This is a genomic window from Pannonibacter sp. CBAS1226 (assembly GCF_055685825.1).
Genome location: NZ_JBVOUO010000011.1, coordinates 12,671 through 32,083, shown reverse-complemented (window position 1 = coordinate 32,083; position 19,413 = coordinate 12,671). Strand labels below are relative to the sequence as shown.

The 19,413-nt window shown below is 64.2% G+C and carries 11 protein-coding genes and 1 pseudogene; 5 read left to right on the top strand and 7 right to left on the bottom strand.

From position 1 onward, the window contains the following. Window positions 1–52: 52 nt before the first annotated feature. The 4 genes from AC0CMF_RS22165 to AC0CMF_RS22150 all read left to right on the top strand — a co-directional run bounded on the left by AC0CMF_RS22165 (window position 53) and on the right by AC0CMF_RS22150 (window position 6,667). The gene (locus tag AC0CMF_RS22165; protein ID WP_374631292.1) at window positions 53–1,777 is read left to right on the top strand and encodes an ABC transporter ATP-binding protein; all 1,725 of its coding nucleotides are present in this window, start codon (window positions 53–55) and stop codon (window positions 1,775–1,777) included. A 74-nt stretch (window positions 1,778–1,851) separates the two neighbouring features. Next, a complete protein-coding gene (locus AC0CMF_RS22160; protein WP_374631294.1) occupies window positions 1,852–2,736 on the top strand; it encodes an AraC family transcriptional regulator in 885 nt (294 codons plus the stop codon). A gap of 142 nt (window positions 2,737–2,878) precedes the next feature. After that, window positions 2,879–5,011 (top strand): TonB-dependent siderophore receptor, encoded by a 2,133-nt coding sequence (locus AC0CMF_RS22155; RefSeq protein ID WP_472482462.1) that lies wholly within the window; start codon window positions 2,879–2,881, stop codon window positions 5,009–5,011. Window positions 5,012–6,046: 1,035 nt separating this feature from the next. Continuing rightward, window positions 6,047–6,667: a hypothetical protein gene (locus AC0CMF_RS22150; RefSeq protein WP_472482461.1), complete on the top strand. Its 621-nt coding sequence runs from the start codon at window positions 6,047–6,049 to the stop codon at window positions 6,665–6,667. A gap of 102 nt (window positions 6,668–6,769) precedes the next feature. Here the strand turns inward: AC0CMF_RS22150 and AC0CMF_RS22145 are convergent, their stop codons facing one another. From AC0CMF_RS22145 to AC0CMF_RS22115, 7 genes and pseudogenes are all read right to left on the bottom strand, one after another. After that, window positions 6,770–8,308: a multicopper oxidase family protein gene (locus AC0CMF_RS22145; protein ID WP_374631136.1), complete on the bottom strand. Its 1,539-nt coding sequence runs from the start codon at window positions 8,306–8,308 to the stop codon at window positions 6,770–6,772. Window positions 8,309–8,368: 60 nt separating this feature from the next. Next, window positions 8,369–8,752 carry a hypothetical protein gene (locus AC0CMF_RS22140; RefSeq protein ID WP_374631134.1) on the bottom strand — a complete coding sequence of 128 codons (384 nt, stop codon included), beginning with the start codon at window positions 8,750–8,752 and terminating at the stop codon, window positions 8,369–8,371. A gap of 340 nt (window positions 8,753–9,092) precedes the next feature. Continuing rightward, window positions 9,093–10,109 (bottom strand): cytochrome-c peroxidase, encoded by a 1,017-nt coding sequence (locus tag AC0CMF_RS22135; RefSeq protein ID WP_099052182.1) that lies wholly within the window; start codon window positions 10,107–10,109, stop codon window positions 9,093–9,095. A 129-nt stretch (window positions 10,110–10,238) separates the two neighbouring features. After that, window positions 10,239–10,592 (bottom strand): annotated as a pseudogene (locus AC0CMF_RS22130) (DUF5368 domain-containing protein). Window positions 10,593–10,605: 13 nt separating this feature from the next. After that, window positions 10,606–11,952 carry an NAD(P)/FAD-dependent oxidoreductase gene (locus AC0CMF_RS22125; protein ID WP_374631132.1) on the bottom strand — a complete coding sequence of 449 codons (1,347 nt, stop codon included), beginning with the start codon at window positions 11,950–11,952 and terminating at the stop codon, window positions 10,606–10,608. Window positions 11,953–12,059: 107 nt separating this feature from the next. Further along, the gene (locus AC0CMF_RS22120) at window positions 12,060–13,037 is read right to left on the bottom strand and encodes an SLAC1 anion channel family protein (RefSeq protein WP_374631130.1); all 978 of its coding nucleotides are present in this window, start codon (window positions 13,035–13,037) and stop codon (window positions 12,060–12,062) included. A gap of 116 nt (window positions 13,038–13,153) precedes the next feature. Beyond that, window positions 13,154–14,095: an AraC family transcriptional regulator gene (locus tag AC0CMF_RS22115; RefSeq protein WP_374631128.1), complete on the bottom strand. Its 942-nt coding sequence runs from the start codon at window positions 14,093–14,095 to the stop codon at window positions 13,154–13,156. Between the two features lie 210 nt (window positions 14,096–14,305). Between AC0CMF_RS22115 and AC0CMF_RS22110 the strand changes: the two genes are divergently transcribed. Next, window positions 14,306–19,393 carry an autotransporter domain-containing protein gene (locus tag AC0CMF_RS22110; RefSeq protein ID WP_374631127.1) on the top strand — a complete coding sequence of 1,696 codons (5,088 nt, stop codon included), beginning with the start codon at window positions 14,306–14,308 and terminating at the stop codon, window positions 19,391–19,393. Window positions 19,394–19,413 lie beyond the last annotated feature (20 nt).

Here is a 19,413-nt window from a genome sequence, read left to right as displayed (position 1 = left end):
GCCCTTCCCCCACCTTCCCTTCCATTGCGCCTTCCTTTCCTGAAGAGCTTCCATGACCAAGACCGAGCTGATCCGGCGCTTTGCCGCCTATTACAAGCCGCACCGGGGCCTTTTCGCGCTGGATTTCGGCAGCGCCGTTGCTTCCGGAATGCTGGAGCTGGCCTTCCCGCTGGCCGTGACGCTGTTCATCGATCAGCTGCTGCCGACAGGCCAGCTCGGCCTCATCGCGCTGGCGGTTCTGGGGCTGATGGCGATCTATTTCTTCAACGCGGGGCTTCAGGTCATCGTCACCTACTGGGGCCACATGCTGGGCATCGCCATCGAGACGGAGATGCGGCGCAAGGCCTTTGATCACTTGCAGAAACTCTCCTTCGGCTATTTCGACAATCAGAAAACCGGCCATCTCGTCGCCCGGCTGACCAAGGATCTGGAGGAAATCGGTGAGGTGGCTCACCATGGCCCGGAAGATCTGTTCATCGCCCTGATGACGCTGATCGGCGCCTTCTTCCTGATGCTGCATGTGCACACCGAACTGGCGCTGATCACCGGCGTTGTCGTGCCGGTCACCGCCTGGGTGACCACCCACTACGGCAGCCGCATGACCTCCACCTGGCACGCGCTCTATGGCCGGGTGGCGGATTTCAACGCCCGTATCGAGGAAAATGTCGGCGGCATCCGCGTGGTGCAGGCCTTTGCCAACGAGGACCACGAGCGCGCCCTCTTTGCCGACAGCAACATCCGCTACCGCGACACGAAGCTGGCCGCCTACAAGGTGATGGCCGCCTCCATGTCGCTGTCCTACCTGTCCATGCGCTTCGTGCAGGTGGTGGTGATGCTGGCGGGCTCCTGGTACGTGGTGCGCGGGGACCTGAGCGCGGGCGGCTTCGTCGGCTTCCTGCTGCTGGTCAACGTGTTCTTCCGCCCGGTGGACAAGATCAACTCCGTCATTGAGACCTATCCGAAGGGCATCGCCGGCTTTCAGCGCTATCTCTCCTTCCTCGCCGTCAAGCCGGACATTGCCGACCGGCCCGGCGCCCGCGCCGTGGGGCGGCTGGACGGGGACATCAGCTACAAGGATGTGCGTTTTGGTTACAAGGCGGATGCGCCGTTGCTCAACGGGGTGTCCTTCGCCATCAGGGCCGGTGAAACGGTGGCCTTTGTCGGCTCTTCGGGCGCCGGCAAGACGACCATCTGCTCCCTGCTGCCGCGCTTCTATGACGTGACCGGCGGTGCCATTTCCATCGACGGCACCGATATCCGCGATCTGACGCTGAAGTCGCTGCGCTCCAACATCGGCATCGTGCAGCAGGACGTGTTCCTCTTTGCCGGAACCATCCGCGAGAACATCGCCTATGGCCGCCTTGGCGCCAGCGAAGCGGATATCCGCGAGGCGGTGCGCCGGGCAAGGCTGGACGAGCTGGTGGAAAGCCTGCCCGATGGCCTTGATACGGTGATCGGCGAGCGCGGGGTGAAACTCTCCGGCGGGCAGAAGCAGCGGCTCGCCATCGCGCGGATCTTCCTCAAGAACCCGCCCATCCTCATCCTTGACGAGGCGACCTCCGCCCTCGACACGGAGACGGAAAAGGCGATCCAGCAGTCGCTGGCCGAGCTGTCCACCGGCCGCACCACGCTGATCATCGCCCACCGGCTGGCCACCATCGCAGGCGCAGACCGGGTGTTCGTGGTGGAACAGGGCCGCATTGTCGAGGAAGGCAGCGAAGCCGAGCTGCTGGCCCGCGAAGGCAGCCGCTACGCCCAGCTGCGTCTGGCGCAGTGAAATCCACAAAATCTTGACTTTTATATTCAGCTTTTATAAGGAGAAGGCTGTATTTTCATCGCAAGGCTGCGGACATGACCTTTCATCCGAACATGGAAAGCCATGTGGAGGGCGTTTCGCCCGTGGATGGCCTGCGCTGGCGGGCCTGGTCCGGCATGCTGGCCGATGTGTGGGATGTGGAGTGCCGGGCCGGGGCGCATGGGCAGTATGTCTCCCCTGCCCCGCGCCTGTTCGTCATGCTGGAGACGGAGAGTGATGCGGCCATCGACCTGATGGTGCATCCGCAGGCGCCGCAGCGCATGACCTTCGACCGGCGCAATCCCATGTGTTTCATCCCCGCCGGACTGCCGGTCTGGTCCTCCATGGGCACGCTCGGGCACCTGCGCCATCTCGACATTCACCTCGATGTGCCGGCCCTTGCCAGCCGTTTCGGTAGCCGGTTTGACCTTGCTGCCCTCAACGCCGCCAGCTTTTCCTTCCGTGACGAGCGCGTGCTGGCGCTGGCCCGCCTCATCGCGCTGGAATGCTGCGAGCCGGGGGATCTGGACGCGCTTTATGCGGACAGTCTGGCGGCGGCGCTTCTGACCGCCCTTGGCAAGGTCAGCCGTGAGCCGGAAAATCCCGCCTCCGGCCTTGCCCCCCGCCGCCTCAACCGGGTGCTGGACCATATGTCCCGCAATTGCAGCCGCAATCTTCCCCTTGCCGAACTGGCCGCCGTGGCGGGGCTTTCCACCTCGCATTTCGCGCAGGCCTTCAAGGTGTCCATGGGCATGCCGCCGCACCGCTGGCAGATGGCGCAGCGGATCGAACGGGTGAAGGCGCTGCTGGAAGAGGGGCATGTCAGCGTGACGGATGCGGCACTGGCGGCCGGTTTCGCCGACCAGTCGCATCTGACCCGCGCCTTCCGCCGCTTTGAAGGCACAACGCCGGGCGCCTGGCTGCGCCAGCGGCTGGGATAATCCATCTTTGCCGGAATTTCGTTCAAGCGATCACAAGATCGGACAATCGTGGCCCGGAAACATGGTCTAGAAACTCATGTTTAGTGGGCTGCGGGGGCGGATGTCCTGCGCGGCGGTGTGTTTGCCGTTAGGAAAAGATAATATGATGCGGGGCGTTTTCCGGGCCAGTCTGCTTGCTGGCGTTGCTGTGACTGCACTTTCCCCTTCCCAGCTTGCTGCCCAGGAGGCGGACGCCAGGGCGACGCAGCTGGCGCCGGTGGTGATCGAAGGCGAAGCGGGCACGGATCAGGACACCAAAGACTACGTTGCCCGCTCGGTTTCCGCCGGCACCAAGACGGATACGCCGCTGACCGAAGTGCCCCAGTCCGTCTCGGTGGTGGGCCGGGAGGAGATCGAGGTGCGCGGCGCACAGAAGACGGATGAGGCCCTGCGCTACACGGCCGGTGTTTTCGCCCAGCCCTATGGCGCGGACAGCGACACGGACTGGATCTTCATCCGCGGTTTCGATGCGACCCAGACCGGCGCTTATCTCGACGGCATGCCGCTGTTCTTCGAAGGCTACGGCTCCACCCTGGTGGACCCTTACACGCTGGAGCGGATCGAGGTGCTGAAGGGCGCAGCCTCGGTGCTCTATGGCGGCTCCAACCCCGGCGGCCTCGTCAATTACGTGTCGAAACTGCCCACGGGCGAGCGCATCCGCCGGGCCGAGGCGGGCTACAGCAGCTCAGGCAAGGGCTCGGGCTATTCGGCCTTTGATATCGGCGATGCCTTTAACGACCGGTTCGACTACCGCCTCGTGGCCCGGTTTGAAGGCGGCAAGGACTCAGACAAGTTCGATCCGGATTTCAAGGGCGTGATCTCGCCGAGCCTGCGCATCAACATGACCGATGCAACGCGCCTGACGATCCTGGCCAATTACACCGCCGTTGACGAGCGCCACATCCCCGGCACCTGGCTGCCCTATGAGGGCACCGTCACCGAAGCTTCCTTTGGCCGGATCAGCCGGGACTTCAACGCCAGTGAACCGGACTACGACTACTACACCCGCACGCAGGGCTATGTGGGCTATGAGCTGGAGCATGATTTCGGTTCCGGCTGGAGCTTCAGCCAGAAGGCCCGCTACACCCATGTGAATGTGGGCGAGCAGCAGGTGCTGGGCTACGGCTACTACGCCGCGCCCGGTGTTCTGGGCCGCGGGGCTTTCAAGCAGAACACCAGCATGGATCAGTTCGTCGCCGACACCAGCGTGAAGGGTGAATTCGGCACCGGCCCGCTGGCGCACAAGGTTCTGCTTGGCACCGATTACCGCATCTACACCAGCCGCTCCGCTGTCGCCTTCGGATCGGCCGGCTCCATCAGCGTGCTCAATCCGGTCTATGGCCTCGCCGCCCCCAGCGCCACGCTGCCGGCGGAAAGCACGCTGGAGCAGCAGCAGGCCGGTTTCTACCTGCAGGACCAGATCCGCTTCGGCGGCGGCTGGATCGTCACGCTGAATGGCCGCTATGACAAGCTGTGGACGGACAACAAGGGCACGCAGAGCCGGGACGGCGCGGCATCGGGCCGGGCGGGCATTGCCTATGAAACCGGCTTCGGCCTGACGCCCTATGTCAGCGTTGCCACCTTCTTCAATCCGCAGCTCGGCACCACCTTCGGCGGTGAGGCCTTCAAGCCCGAAACCGGCACGCAGTATGAGGCGGGTCTCAAATATCAGCCGGGCTTCATGAATGTGCTCTTCACCGCCTCCATCTTCGATCTGACGCGCCAGAACGTGCAGACCGCCGACCCGGTGAACGCCTGGCAATATGTCCAGACCGGTGAAGTGCGCTCGCGCGGCATCGAGCTGGAAGCCAAGGGCGAGATCGCCCGCAACCTCAGGGCCACCCTCGCCTTCACGGCCTATGATCTGGAGATCACGAAGGACAACACCGCCGCCAATGTGGGCAAGGTGCCGCTGGCCGCGCCCGAGGTGCAGGGCTCGCTCTGGCTCGACTACGGCTTTGACGAACGCTTCTTCAACGGCGCGCTGGATGGCCTGTCCATTGGCGGCGGCCTGCGCTATGTGGGCGAGACCTTCGCCGACAATGCCAACCTCTACAAGGTTCCTGCCGTCACCCTCGCGGATGCCCGGATCGGCTACAAGCGCGACAACTGGGGGCTGGATCTCAACGCCACCAACATCTTCGACAAGCGCTACGTGTCCGCCTGCAACACCGCCGCCTATTGCTACTACGGCGAGGGCCGCACCCTGAAACTGCGGCTGCACACCACCTGGTAAGGGCGGCAAAAATACACGGAACAGCGGGGCGGCATCGAAAGGTGCCGCCTTTTTTATTGAATGATAGCAATATGATATGGTGAAAACTCTGGTTTTCCGGCCTGGCCGCTGCCCGGACTTTCGCAATTGCGAAGTCTCTGTTGCACGGCTTTCAATGCGGGCGCATCAGGCTTTGGAATTGGGCGGTGTTTACGGCGGACTGCCAGTGAGGCTCCAGTTCCTCTCCCTCTTTGAGAGCTAGCGGCTACACATCATCCTGGAAGCCGGTGCCTGCGTTCGGGTTATCCGGCACGGCCTTTCAACCCCCCTCCCCCTGGTGGCTACCGGATTCACACATCAGGTCCGGACATCGCCCGCAGTGAGGCGTTTGCTTTTCGGGAGGACGCCTGCCGCCCCCCTCCCCCTGGTGGGGAGGGGTGAGGGGTGGGGGGGGAAAGGCCTTTCCATCTGGCAGAGTATCCATTGATTACAGACAGCTGCTCCTCGTGATGCCTCTTCAGGTATCTATCTGTCTTTCATATAGTTTCCGGCTCAGAGCCCCCCCACCCCTTACCCCTCCCCACGAGGGGGAGGGGGGCGGAGAGGTCCTGCCACAAATCAGATGCACCACTGTGGGCGGTGTTCGCACCTGATATGTGAATCTGGTAGCTCAAGGGGGGGAGAGGGGCGCTGCGGCAAAACGAAGGCCCGATCTTTCTCCGTGCGTCCGTTGCAAACACTGCCCGCCTCGTGGGGAGGGCGGAGGCGTTCTGCCGGAAAGCAAATGCATCACCGCAGTCCGTTTCAAACATTGTTCACGCGATCCATCACAGATTGTTTCTGGCGCGATCTGCACCCTTCGCAAGCCTCGCGCAGGGTTGCCGGAGCATTCAGCGGCAGATCTCTTAGATATGCCCAAATGCGAGGCCCTCAATGTTATTCCGCTTCTTCCCGCTTGCCGCCGCCCTGCTCGTTGCAGGCTGCATCTCCGCCCCGAACCCGGATGCGCCGGCCGACATCAGCGCAAAGCTTGCGGAGATAAAGGACAACCGCGGCATGATCATCGCCAGTCTGCCGTCCCCCGGTGGGAACTTGTACGTCAGGCGGATGGAGGAGGGTGAACTCGTGTCTACGAAAATACATGGAGGGGGCAATAGCGCGGGGTATGACTTTGATCCCGTTTATGTCCTCGATTCCGGCAGGTACGGCATTGTTGGGTATGGATATCCGGGCGGCACTTCCTATCATTTTCACTCGGGTTTCTTCACCCGTGATCTGGACAAGCTGAAGCAAACGCTTAATGCGTCGCGATTTACTGTAGAGGCTGGCGAAATCAAGCATATCGGCTTCATCGAAGTGGTCGAGGTCCCGGCGGCCTACAACTGGTTCAAAGGCGGCAGCCGCTACCGCATGGCCATCCGTGATCTGACGGAGGAGGAAAAGGCCAGAGTGCGCAGGCGCTATCCCACGATCAGCGACCGGATCAAGTTCGAGAAGGCCAAGGATTCCGTTCTGAGCGAGATTGTCTGCAAGCTGAAACCGGCAGATGACAAGGCGCGGGCAGATGCGGCGGCAAAGACGGGGAACGCCCGCAGCAAGCCGGGGGATTTGAAGCCTCTGCCGCCGCGTGACGCGAAGGCTGAGGCTCTCATCGCCCAGATGTGCAGCTCCCGCTAGTCTTTGACGGTCTCAGGCGCGGAGATCTGCCGCCGCCTGAGTGCAGCTTCGCAATTGCGAAGTTGTGGGGGAGAGGATGCCCCTCCCCCTGCCCTTGCCGCTTCAGGCGCGAACCTGAAACTCCGTCATCATGCCGGTCACCAGATGCGGCATGTGGTGGCAGTGGAGCATCCAGCTGGCCGCCTCGCCTGCATCCAGCGCCACCGTCACCATCGCCATGGGCGGCACATAGACCGTGTCGCGCAGCGCGCCCGCAAGGGGTTGGCCGTTGATGGCCACCACCTGGAACACGTGCCCGTGCAGATGCATCGGGTGGCCCATCATCGACATGTTGTGGAAGGTGATTTCCACCCTTTCCCCGCTGAGGGCCTCCAGCGGCTGATGCTGGCCCCAGACCGCGCCGTTGATGGTCCAGACATAGGGCTGCATGGTGCCGCCCAGCATCACCATCATCTGCCGGTCCGCCGGGCGCTGCGGCAAGGGGCTGGCGGCGCGCAGGCGGCTCTCCTGCGAAAGGTCCGTGTCGAAGGCGGGTGCCGGTGCCTCCGTCATATCCGGCAGCTTGCTGATGCGGGCGCCTGCCGTGGCAAGGATCAGCCCCGTCTGTTCGCGCGCGCCCTCCCGCCGGGCCAGAATGGGCCAGCTGCCTGTGGCTGCGGGCAGATCCAGCTCGATGTCGAGGCGCTGGCCCATGGCAAGGCCGAAGCGGCTGCCCGCGAGCGGCGCCACCGGATCGCCGTCCACGGCGGTGAGCCGCCCGGCCAGCGCGCCGGTTTCGATCCAGAACACGGTGGCGGCAGCGGCGTTGATGATGCGCAGGCGTATCCGCCCGCCCTTCTCCATCTGCACCACCTGCGGGTCGTCCAGCGTGCGGTCATTGGCGAGATAGGCGTCCCAGTCATGGTCGTTGAGGTCCATGCCCGCCATCTGCGCGCCGGACATGTCCATTCCGCCCTGCCCGTTTGCGGCGTTGTGTCCGGCGTGGGCGCCGTGCGCTCCGTGGCCCGCCGGGGCCGCGCCATGGCTGCCGTGCCCGTGCCCATGCGCATCACCATGCCCGCTGCCATGTCCCGCGCCATGTCCCCCGCCGATGGCGGCCATCACGTCTTCCGGGCTCTGGAAGGAAAAGTCATGCAGCAGCATCACCACGTCCTGCCGGTCCTCCTGCATCTCAGCCGCGCTGCGCACGATCAGCGGGGCGGCCAGAAGCTGCATCTCCTGAAAGGGGATGTGGCTGTGCATCCAGAAGGTGCCCGTGCGCGGGGCAAAGTCATAGGCGCGGCTCTCGCCCGGTTGCAGCGCGGGCAGCGGCATGTCCGGCACGCCGTCCTGCTCGTTGGGCGGGATCTGGCCGTGCCAGTGGATCAGGGTTGGCTCGTCCAGCCCGTTGGTCAGGTTCACCTGAAACCGCTGGCCGGCGTCCAGCGTCAGGCCGGGGCCGGACGGCCCCTCCAGCCCGAGCACCGTGGCGGCACGGCCCTTCACCTCCAGCGTGCGTTTGACCGCGCGCAAGGGCAGGGGACTTCCGGTGGCTTTCGTGGCAGCGGTTTGTGTTGCCGCGAGGATGGGGCTGGCAGGCAGCATTGCATAGGCCGCAAGGGCGGCGCCGCCCTGCAGCAGGGCGCGTCTTGTCGTGATCATGAGTATCTCTCCACGGGATGAGGCATCCCTTATGTTGAATGGCCGGCAGTTCCGGCCGGTTCAGGCGGAAAGAGCGCGGGGCGGCTGTAGTGGCGGCGCGGCGCCGGTGGGGGAGGGGAGACGCACGGAGGTGCCCTCATGCGTTTGCACGGGCACAGAGGGCAGGGCGGCAGGCTGGGCCGGAAGGGCGAAGGAGGCGAGCAGAAGACAGGCGCTGGCGCAGGCGGCAAGGCTGGCCGGGTCATCAACGGCGGCTTCCGCTGCGCCGTGATACGGGCCCGCGTGCCCTGCCTGCGCATGGTCCATTGCGGCCATGGCCATCCGGTGATGCTGGCCCATCTGGTGGCCCGTGTTCAGGCCTGCATTCTGGCCATCCTGCGCCATGCCATGGGCCAGCGCCACCAGCGGCGAAAGCACCAGTGCGGCAGCAAGAAGCAGGTTCATCACCAAGCGTAGCATGACAGCACGATAGGGCAGGGGTGGGGGTAAAGTCCAGCACTCGGGCCTTCACGATGCCGTGGACCGTGCCGTGCCATCCGGAGCCCTGCAGGGAAAAAACTCAAGGCGTCCGGCGGGCCGGACGCCTCAGACTGCTGACAAACCTTCGGCCTCTCCATCGTCATCCTCGGTCTTGTGCCGAGGATCTATACAAATCAAAGGCTTGTAGATGGCCGGGACTCGGCCGGCCATGACGAAAGAGGAGAACTCTTGCTTTGTCATCGCCTCGAGGCGCCCGGCGGGCCGGGCGCCTTCTGGCGCAAGAGGATGGTTAATCAACCGTTAATCAGCGGATCTCGGTCACCGGCCGCGGCGTTGCTGCCGTTTCTGCCGGAAGGATCGGGACCGTTATCACGGGCTGCTTGCCGGTCAGGCTGTCGAGGAAGGCGACGAGCTGCGCCGTTTCTTCCGGCTTCAGCGCTTCGCCGAGCTGGCTTTCGGCCATGATCTCGACCGCCACCGACAGATCCCAGACCTTGCCCGAATGGAAGTAGGGCGCGGTCAGGGCAATGTTGCGCAGCGGCGAGGCGCGGAAGACATATTCATCGCCCACCGTCTCGGTCACGGCAAAGCGGCCCTTGTCGCCGGGGGGCAGGATTTCCGAACCCGGCTTCTCGATCAGGCCGAAGGGATAGTAGCCGTGTCCGCCCACATTGACGCCCGAATGGCAGGCCGAGCAGCCCTTGTCGATGAAGAGCTCCAGCCCGGCCCTGGCTTCCTGCGTCAGGGCGTTGTCATCGCCGTTCAGCCAGGCATCAAAGGGGGCAGGGGTGATCAGCGTCGCTTCAAAGGCCTCGATGGCCTTGGCCATATTGTCGAAGCTGACAGCATCCGCATCGCCGGGGAAGGCAGCCTTGAACTGGCTGACATAGGCGGGCATGGAGTTCAGCGTCGCCACCACCTGATCGGGGGTGTTGGCCATTTCGACACCGGCCTGGATCGGCCCCTTGGCCTGTGCGGCCAGGTCTTCCGCGCGGCCATCCCAGAACTGGGCCTCGTTGAGCACCGCATTCAGCACGGTGGGGGAGTTGCGCGGGCCCTTCTGCCAGCCGTGGCCGACCGAGGTCTCCATGTTGTCATCGCCGCCCGTTGCCAGATTGTGGCAGGAGTAGCAGGAGAAGACCCCCGAAGCCGACAGGCGCGGATCAAAGAACAGCGCCTTGCCGAGTTCGATCTTCTCCGGCGTGACGATATTGTCTTTCAGCGCCGGAATGGTGGAGGGCAGGGGCTTGAAGATTTCCAGTGCCGTCTGCCGCAAGTCATCGGCATAAGCAGCGCCGGACAGCAGCACCATGGCGAGCATGGCGGCGGGTAAACTACGCGTCATCGTTATTCTCCGCAGTTTGGAACCCCTCCAGAAACAGGCTACGTTGACGCCACGCAGACCTGTTTGACCTCGGTCAATTCTGGAGCGATTCCAAACCGCTTTTCCTCACCGCGCGCCTTCGCCCCGGATCAGCGACTGGGCGGTGTAGACGAGAATGGCCGCGCCGACGGCGCCGAGCACGGCAACGCCGAGCAGGACGATGATATCCACCGGGCCGCCCATGTCACGCATGTGCGAGCTGGTGACGCCCAGCACGAACCAGACCGCAGCCACCGCGCCGAAGGGCATGGAAACCTGTGCCTAGAGGAACTTGCGCATGGAGAGCGCCCGGTCCCGGATCAGCACATAGAGATAGGCGGCGGTGATGAGGCCGGCCACGATGACCATCACCCAGAACAGGCCGCGGCCGAAGATTTCCTCGAAAACGGCGAGGAGAGTCCCAAACGTCAGTTCCTTCATGATGTCTCCTCCCTCAGGCCTTGCCGCGCAGCATGGCGTTATAGGTTGCCTTCAGCGCCACTTCCTTCATCAGCCAGCTGATCCACAGTTCCTCCAGCGGCGCGATCAGGCCGGGGAAGGAGGGAACCAGATTGTCGCGGTAGTCGAATTCCACCAGCATGGCCCGGCCAACACGGGTGATCAGCGGGCAGGAAGTGTAGCCGTCATAGGTGGCGGTGCCTTCCTTGCCGGAAATGGCGGCGACGAGATGGTCCTCCACCACGGGCGTCTGCCATTTCACGGAAGCCGCCGTCTTGCCTTTCGGCACGCCCGCCACGTCTCCAAGGGCGAAGATTTCCGGAAAACGCAGGTGGCGCAGGGTCTTCTGGTCGCATTCCACCCAGCCCTGATCTGTCCACTTGTCCGCCCAGGACAGGCCGGAGGAGCGGATGAACTGCGGCGCCCGCTGCGGCGGGATCACATGCAGGTAGTCATAGGGCATCTCATGCTGCGAGGTGACATTTTCCCCCGTTGCCGGGTCCTTCGCGGTGACGGCAAAGGTGGCCAGCTTGCGGCCCGGGTCCACCTTCTTCAGCACATGGCTGTGATGGGTCTTGATGCCCCGCTCGCCAAAGAGCATGCGCACCTTTTCCGAGACGATGGGCACGGAGAAAAGCGCGTTGTTCTGGGCCGCATAGTGGATTTCATACTTGCCGCGGCCTGCGCCCCGGCTGGCGATGTCGTCGATCAGGAACGTGTGCTTCAGCGGTGCGCCTGCGCATTTCATCTCCGTCGCCGGGCGGGTGAAGAGGCCGATACCGCCCTTTTCAGTAAAGGTGGAGGCGGCTGCCCAGGTGCGCGCCGCATAGTCCGGCCCGGCATAAAGGGCGCCGATGCCGTCCTTGCCGACCAGATCCAGCGAAAAGCCCTCGATGGCGTCGTGATCCAGCATCAGGCCGGGGGCGAGCACGAGGAAGTCATAGGCAACCGTCTGCCCGCCGGTGGTGGAGACCACCTTCGACAGCGGATCAACGGCAGCGGCCGTGTCCGTGATCAGGGTGATGCCCTTCGGCAGCCAGTCGCTGGTGCGCGACAGGGTGTAGGAGGCGGGTTTCAGCCCGGCGGCGACGAGCGACAGGCCCGGCTGGTAGATGTGCTCGGCGCGGGCGTCGATGATGGTGATGCTGGCGCCGTTCAGCCGCTCTACCAGCCGGTTGGCGAGGGCCGTGCCCGCAGCCCCCGCACCGATGATGACGATGCGGGCCTTGGTGCTGACCGGCTGTGCCTTGCCGGGCGCGGCCAGAACGGCCGTGGCCCCGGCGGCACCCGCCAGCCCCATGAAGCTGCGGCGGCTCAGTGTGAAATGCTTGTTTTTGCTCATGTTCCCCCCTTTTTACCAAGGCGTCTGAGATGCAGGCGCATCACGCCTTGAAACTGCTCATACGCCGCACGGGCTTGTTCAGTCCGGACTTCCGCCCGGTATGAACCTCACTCAGGCACGCAGATGGTGCCGCTTCTGATTGCCCCTGCCGTCCTCCAGACAAGGCCAATGACCACCATGGTGAGCAGGGCCAGAAGCCCGGCACCGATGATTTTGTGAGCCAGCGAAGCAACTGCGCCCGCATAGCCGAAGCTGGCAATCGCAAGGGCGGCCAGCGGAAAGGAAAGCGCCCACCAGGACAGGGCAAAGGGCATGTTGCGCAGCCTGCCGGCCTGCGTGGCGACCACCAGCGCAAAGACATAGGCGGAGCTCAGCAGGAAGTGGCCGAAATGGCCCGGCTCACCCGTCAGCCGCAGCCAGGCGGTGAAGGCAACGGCGGGCGGCGCGACGAGGATCATCAGCGTCGGCACCATCTTGCCGGGCAGGGGATCGTGGAACATCAGCCGGTTCATCACCAGCGTCAGCAGCACGATCCAGAAGATCAGCCCGCCGGAAAAGAACAGCCAGGACAGTTCCATGTAGCCAAGCCGCGCGCCAGCCAGCGGCACCACCACATTGCCCACTGCCGGAATGAACCAGGCGGGCGTCAGGGTCTGGTGCTGGAAGGGGCGGTGGCCGATCCAGGCGGAGACGACCGACAGCGCCAGCACGCCCTGCAGGGCCGTGGCGGGCAGCCAGATGGCCGTGGCGATGAGGGGGGCCGGCTCGGCAAGGGCAGCGGCGAGCAGCAGCAGCGAGATGGGAATGGCCGGAAAGAAGGCGATGCGCACCGGGTGGCGCCATTCGGCGGCCACATCGGCGCTATGACGCAGCAGCTTTGCCCCATAGAACAGGCTGACAACCGCAAGCCCGGCAATGGACAGCGCCAGCAGCGCCCCGGAAACCTGATGCGGCCAGCCAAAGGCGGCCTCTGCCGCGCGCCAGGCCAGCGTCAGGCCCATCATGCCCATGCCCGTGGCGAAAAAGGTGATGGGAAAATGCTCCAGCCGTGAATGCTTCACGCTGGCAACGGCAGTCTCGTCCATATCCGGCCCCTCTGTGCACAGGGCAGCCACGTGGAGGCGTCCCGATGCGAGGGGTAATAGTTTCGAATCTCCGAAACTAATTCAAGTCAGGTAAACTGCGAAGGTTTGCCGCAGGGCTAGAATTCAAGGGGCAGGACGATATCGAGATCCTGACTGCCGCCGGCGGGATCCCACGGGGCCGTGCGGTAGAACTCGTAGCCGCCGTTGCTGTCGGGTGCGAAGGCTTCGCCGGTCTGGTTGATCCAGTCGATGCTGATCCAGGCATAGGTGGCCAGAACGAGGTCATAGCTCCCGGTATGGCGGATGTTGACGTAGCGCCCTTCCGGAAAGACATGCGGGTAAAGGCCGGTGCCGGACCAGTCCTGCCCCGTGTCGATCACTGCGCAGTCATGCCGGTAAAGGCCGGGGGGCGTGATCATGGGGGAGTCGAAAAAGATGCTGACGGGCTGCAAATCCTCGCGGAACAGCCCCTTGTCCTGCAGATAGGCCTTGAACTGCTGCCAATGCTCCTGAAACTGCGGCATGGGGCCATGAAACCGCATGGCCAGCAGCCTGACCGGCTGGCGCCGCTGGGTCACCACAGGCACGGCAGGCGGAGCAGCAATGCCCGAGGCCGCCGGCAGCAGTTTCTGTGCCTTCTGGCGGAACTCCGAAGGCACGGAACCGAACTGGGTGAAAAAGCCGCGCACAAAGGCTTCATGGCTGGAGTAGCCCGCATCAAAGGCAATGCGGGTGATGGGAAGCTGGCTCATCTGCAGGTTCATCGCAGCCCGGTCCAGCCGGATACGGCGCATATAGGCCGAAGGGCTCTCCCCCATCACATCCTGAAAGACGCGCTGAAAATGGAAGGGGCTGAGGCCCGCGTCGGCGGCCACATCCTCCAGCACGATCCGCCCGGCAGGCGTGCGCTCGAGAAAGCGGACGGCACGGGCAATGCGCGGGTCCTCCAGCATCACAGGGGGGAATACGGTGCGCTTCTGCCCCTTCTCTGTCGGCCAGCCGGCCGTGAGGAGCTGCTCGTCGCGGATTGCCTCTTCCAGTGTTTTCAATAGGTTCACTTTCGCCTCAAGCCTTTGGTGCCGCTCTGCCCAACACCGGAAGGGATACAGCAATTGCTGAAAATGGATGGCAGGAATGATCTTCCGATCACAGTGCAGTCATGGCTGTTCCCAGGCTTGTGCCGCTGCGTTGATACCGCAAGAAATATCAAGCACTGTCCACGTCGGTGATGCTACCTGAACGGGCAACGTATCCGGATCAGGTGGACCATGCAGCATCGATTTTTTCTCCTGCGCTCGAAGCAGGCATGGTCTGCAGCCTCGCTGACGCTGGTATTGGGCGTGTTTCCGGCCCAGGCGCAGAACCTTTCCGGGACCGGCACAGCCGATGTTTCCGCCGGACAGACGTGGGTCAGCAATGCTGACAATAGCAGCACCGTCTGGAGCGGCACCCTTCAGGGGGACGGAAATTTTGAAAAGGCCGGCACCGGCACGCTGACTTTCTCCGGCACGAACACCTACACCGGCACTACGACGGTCAGCGGCGGAACGCTGGTAATCTCTAATGGCCTTGCCATTTATGACCATGGCCAAGTGATCGTAAGTGGCGGGGCGACGCTTCAGGTCGACACTGGCGAGAATGTAGGATCGCTTTCGGGAAGCGGCAGCGTCGTTCTCAATGGTGCTCTGGCCACTAACAATAACGATTCCACATCGTTCTCCGGCAACCTGTCCGGACCTTCAACACTGATCAAGCGCGGTACTGGTACACTTACATTATCCGGAACCAACACCAATGGCGGCGGCATCTCGGTCGACGCCGGCCATGTTATCCTCTCAGGCGGCAATGCAGTGGCCGACATTGCGGAACTGGCGCTGAACGGCGGCACGGCCGAATTGCAGAGCAGTGAAACGGTTGGCTCCCTGTCGGGGTCGAGCAACCTCAATCTCAATGCCAACACCCTGACGGCCGGCGGCACCGGCGTTTCGGCCTATTCCGGCGTCATTTCGGGCAGCGGCGCGCTGGTCAAGAGCGGCACAGGCACGCTGACGCTGTCCGGCAGCAACACCTACGGCGGCACGACGACAGTCTCCGGCGGCACCCTTTCCGTTGCATCGGACGGCAACCTTGGGGCCGGGGCGCTGGTTCTGAACGGCGGCACGCTGGCCGTCACCGGCGCCACGACGATCGACAATGCCGTCACCCTCGGGGCCAGTTCCGGCACCGTTGATGCCGTCAGCAATGCGGTGACGTTCAGCGGCACCATCAGCGGCGGCGGCTCCCTCATCAAGACCGGCGCCGGGACGCTGACCCTGTCCGGCACCAGCAGCTACACCGGCACGACGACCATTGCTGCGGGCACGCTTCTCGTTGCGGCAAGCAGTGCGCTGGCCAATGAGTCCAGCTATGAGGTTGCGTCCGGTGCAACGTTGCAGACGGCCAATGGCGTCACCAATCAGATCCGTGGCCTCTCCGGTGCTGGTGATGTTGTGCTGGGCAATGGCACTCTGACGGTTTCCGTCGCGGATGCCGTCACCAACACCTTCTCGGGCACCATCTCGGGCACCGGAACTTTTGCAAAGGGTGGTCTTGGCATCCTCGTTCTGACCGGGGCCAGCAACGCGGTAGATGCTGATCTGAGGATATCAGGCGGCATCCTGGAGTTTGACGGCGGCGCCTTCTCCGCAGGCGGTGACTTCATCATGAACGCCGGACAATTCCACATCAAAAATGGCGGCAGCCTGACCTCACAGATGTTCGTTGTTGAAGGCGTCATGGAAGTCTCCGGCGGTTCGACCGTCACCGCCAATGACTACACGCAGATTGGCGTGACCGGAAATTCGACCCTGACGATTGCCGGCGGGCAGATGGAGAGCAAGGGCCAGGCCCAGATTCTCGGGCTGTCCGGCAGCTCTGTCACCGTGTCCGGCGGCACGGGCAGCTGGACCATTGCCGACAAGCTGACCATCGGCATCGGGCAGGGCGGCACGAACAACCTGACCGTTGTGGATGGCGGCACGGTGGCGGTCACCAACGGCATTTCCGTGGACGAGTACAGCGCCATCCGGCTTGGCACCGGCGGGCAGGCCGGCACGCTGACGGCAGCATCCATCGACAGCGCAGGATCCATTGCGGCAAACTTCACCGGCAGCCTCAGCCTCGACATGCCCATCAGCGGTACCGGCACTCTGGCCAAGAGCGGGTCCGGGACGCTGACCTTGTCCGGCGCGAACACCTACACCGGTGCGACGGCCGTCTCCGGCGGCACGCTTCAGGTTGAAGGCTCGCTCGGCAACACGGCTGTGAGCATCGCATCCGGCGCCACGCTTGGCGGCAGCGGCAGCATTGGCGGCACGGTGACGGTGCTCGATGGCGGCAATCTCAACCCGGGCAGCAGCCCCGGCACGCTGACGGTTGGCAGCCTTGTGCTGAATGACTCCAGCCTGCTCAATTTCGAGCTGGACACGCCGGGTGTCGCGGGAAGCGGCGTCAACGATCTGGTGTCCGTCACCAATGGCCTGACGCTCGACGGCATTCTCAACATCATCACGGGCAGCAACTTCGGCACGGGCTCCTACCGGCTGTTCGACTACGGCACGCTGACGGCGGACAACGGGCTTGTGTTCGGTGATGTGCCTGCGGGCTACGAACTCACCTTCTCTCTGGCCACGCCGGGAGAGGTGAACCTCGTCGCCGATTACACCGGCCTGCAGTTCTGGAACGGCGGGCAGACTACGGCGAACAACGCCGTCAACGGCGGCTCCGGCACATGGGACAGCAGCACGGCGAACTGGACCAGCAACGCGGGCAATGTCGCCACGAGCTGGGCCGGCCTGACGGCGGTCTTTGCGGGAAGTTCCGGCGGCACGGTCACCGTGTCGGGCACCCAGACCGTGGCAGGCCTGCAATTCGCCACCGATGGCTACACGCTGTCAGGCACGGGCCAGCTTGAGGCAGGCTCCGGCGGCCTGGAGCTGCGCATCGACACTGGCCTGACGGCCACCATCGCAACCGGCATCAGCGGCTCCGGCGCCGTCAGCAAGACGGGTGCGGGCACCATCGTCCTGTCCGGCACCAACAGCTACACCGGCGGCACGTTGCTGAATGCGGGCACGCTGTCGGTCTCTGGCGATCAGAACCTCGGCGGCACGAACGGCAGCCTCACCTTCAACGGCGGCACACTGGCCTCGACGGCCAACATGTCTTCCAGCCGCTCTATGGTCTTCAACAGTGCCGGCCGGTTTGATGTGGCAACCGGAACAGAGCTGCAGTTGACCGGTACGCTCACCGGTTCCGGCGGACTTCTGAAGTCGGGCAGCGGCGCGCTTTATCTGACCGGCACCAGCAGCTATTCCGGCGGCACCACCATTTCCGCCGGCACGCTGCAGGTGGGCGACGGCCACACCTCCGGCTCGCTCGGGGCAGGGGATGTGGTCAACAACGGAACGCTGGTGTTCAACCGGTCTGACGATGTGACCTTCGCCGGTGACATCAGCGGTACGGGCACGCTGGAACAGGCGGGCAGCGGCACGCTGGTGATCACCGGCCGGGTGGATCTCTCGGGCGCAACCCTCATTTCGTCCGGCACGCTGCAGATCGGCGATGGCGGCACCAGCGGTGAAGTCACCGGCGCCATCGTCAACAACGGCCAGCTGATCTTCAACCGGTCCGATAGCTACACGGTGGCGGGCACGATCAGCGGTTCGGGCAGCATCGATTTCACGGGCGGCGGCCAGGCGCAGTTCGAGGGCAGTTTCGCAGGCTCCACGTCCGTCATCGACGCGCAGCTGGTGCTGGACGGTACAGGTCTGACGGGCACACAGGTGTCCGTGGGCGGCGGCGCCGGGCAGACCGGCATTCTCGGGGGCAATGGCACCATCGCCAGCCTGACCGTCCTGTCCGGGGGCATTGTTGCACCGGGCAATTCCATCGGCACCATCAACGTGGCCGGGCCCGTGTCCTTCGCGGCAGGCTCCGTCTATGAGGTGGAGGTGAATGCCAATGGCACGTCCGACCGTGTAATCGCCACGGGCACGGTGACCATCGACAGCGGCGCATCCGTGCGCGTGCTGGCCGAAAGCGGCAGCTATTCCGCCTCCACCACCTACACCATCCTGAGTGGTTCCAGCGTGTCGGGCAGCTTCGATCCGCTGGTCAGCACCAACTTCGCCTTCCTTGACGCCGCGCTCAGCTATTCGGCGACGGATGTGCTGCTGACGCTGACCCGCAACGACATCAGCTTTGCCGAACTGGGCCTCACGCCCAACGAGATCGCTGCGGCCTCGGGGCTTGAGAGCCTGTCCAATGCGTCTGAGCTGAAAGATGCAGTGACTGGCCTGTCGGCAGACGGCGCCCGCACTGCCTTCAATCAGGTCTCGGGCGAAGCGCATGCTTCCGCCGCCGGGCAGATGCTGGAAGACAGCGCCATCCTGCGCGGCACGGCCCTCAAGCGCCTGACGCAGGAAGCGTTCGACCGGCGGTTCGAGGGCGGCGACCTTGCCTTCGAAGGCACGCGCGTCTGGGGTGAGGCGCTTGGCAGCTTCGGCCGGGCACGGGCGGCGGACACGGCCTTCGGCTTCAGCCGCAACATGGGCGGGCTGGTTGCGGGCATCGAGGCGCGGCCAACGGACAACGCGATGGCCGGCATCATGGCCGGTTACACGGGCAGTTATCTGGACAGCAAACCGCTCGGCTCCACCGCAACCGTGACGGCCTATCATGCGGGCCTCTACGGCAGCTATGACTTTGCCGCCACGGACTGGGGCGCGGTGTCGCTGCGCGGCGGTGCAAGCTACAGCTGGCAGGACTTCTCGACCCGGCGCAACGTCAGCTTCGCCAGCATCTCGCAGCGGCTGAAGGCTGACTATGGCACCGGGCAGGTGCAGGGCTTCGGCGAGCTGGCCTATGGCCACATGTTCAGCGGCGTGATGCAGGGCGCCTTCGTGGAAGGCTTCACCGGTCTGGCGCTGGTGCATCAGGACGGGGCCAAGTTCACGGAAACCGGCGGCAGTGCGGCGCTGACCGTGCGCGGCAAGGCGATGGACACCGCCTTCTCCACCGTGGGTGTGCGCGGTGCGCTGCAGACCGGGGTTCAGGGCATTCCCGTCCGGCTCACGGGTGAACTCGCCTGGCGCCATGCCTTCGGCGATGTTGCGGCAACCCAGACCATGGTTCTGGCCGGTGGCAACCCCTTCGCCATCCGTGGCCGGGCGCTGGACCGCGATGCGCTGCTGATCGGCACCGGTGTTTCGATGACAATGACGGAAAAACTGGACCTCACGCTCGCCTATCAGGGCGAGCTGGCGGCCAAAGCCACCGACCACAGCGTCAAGGGCAGCTTCCGCCTGAGGTTCTGAGCCTGCGTAAGCCCGATATC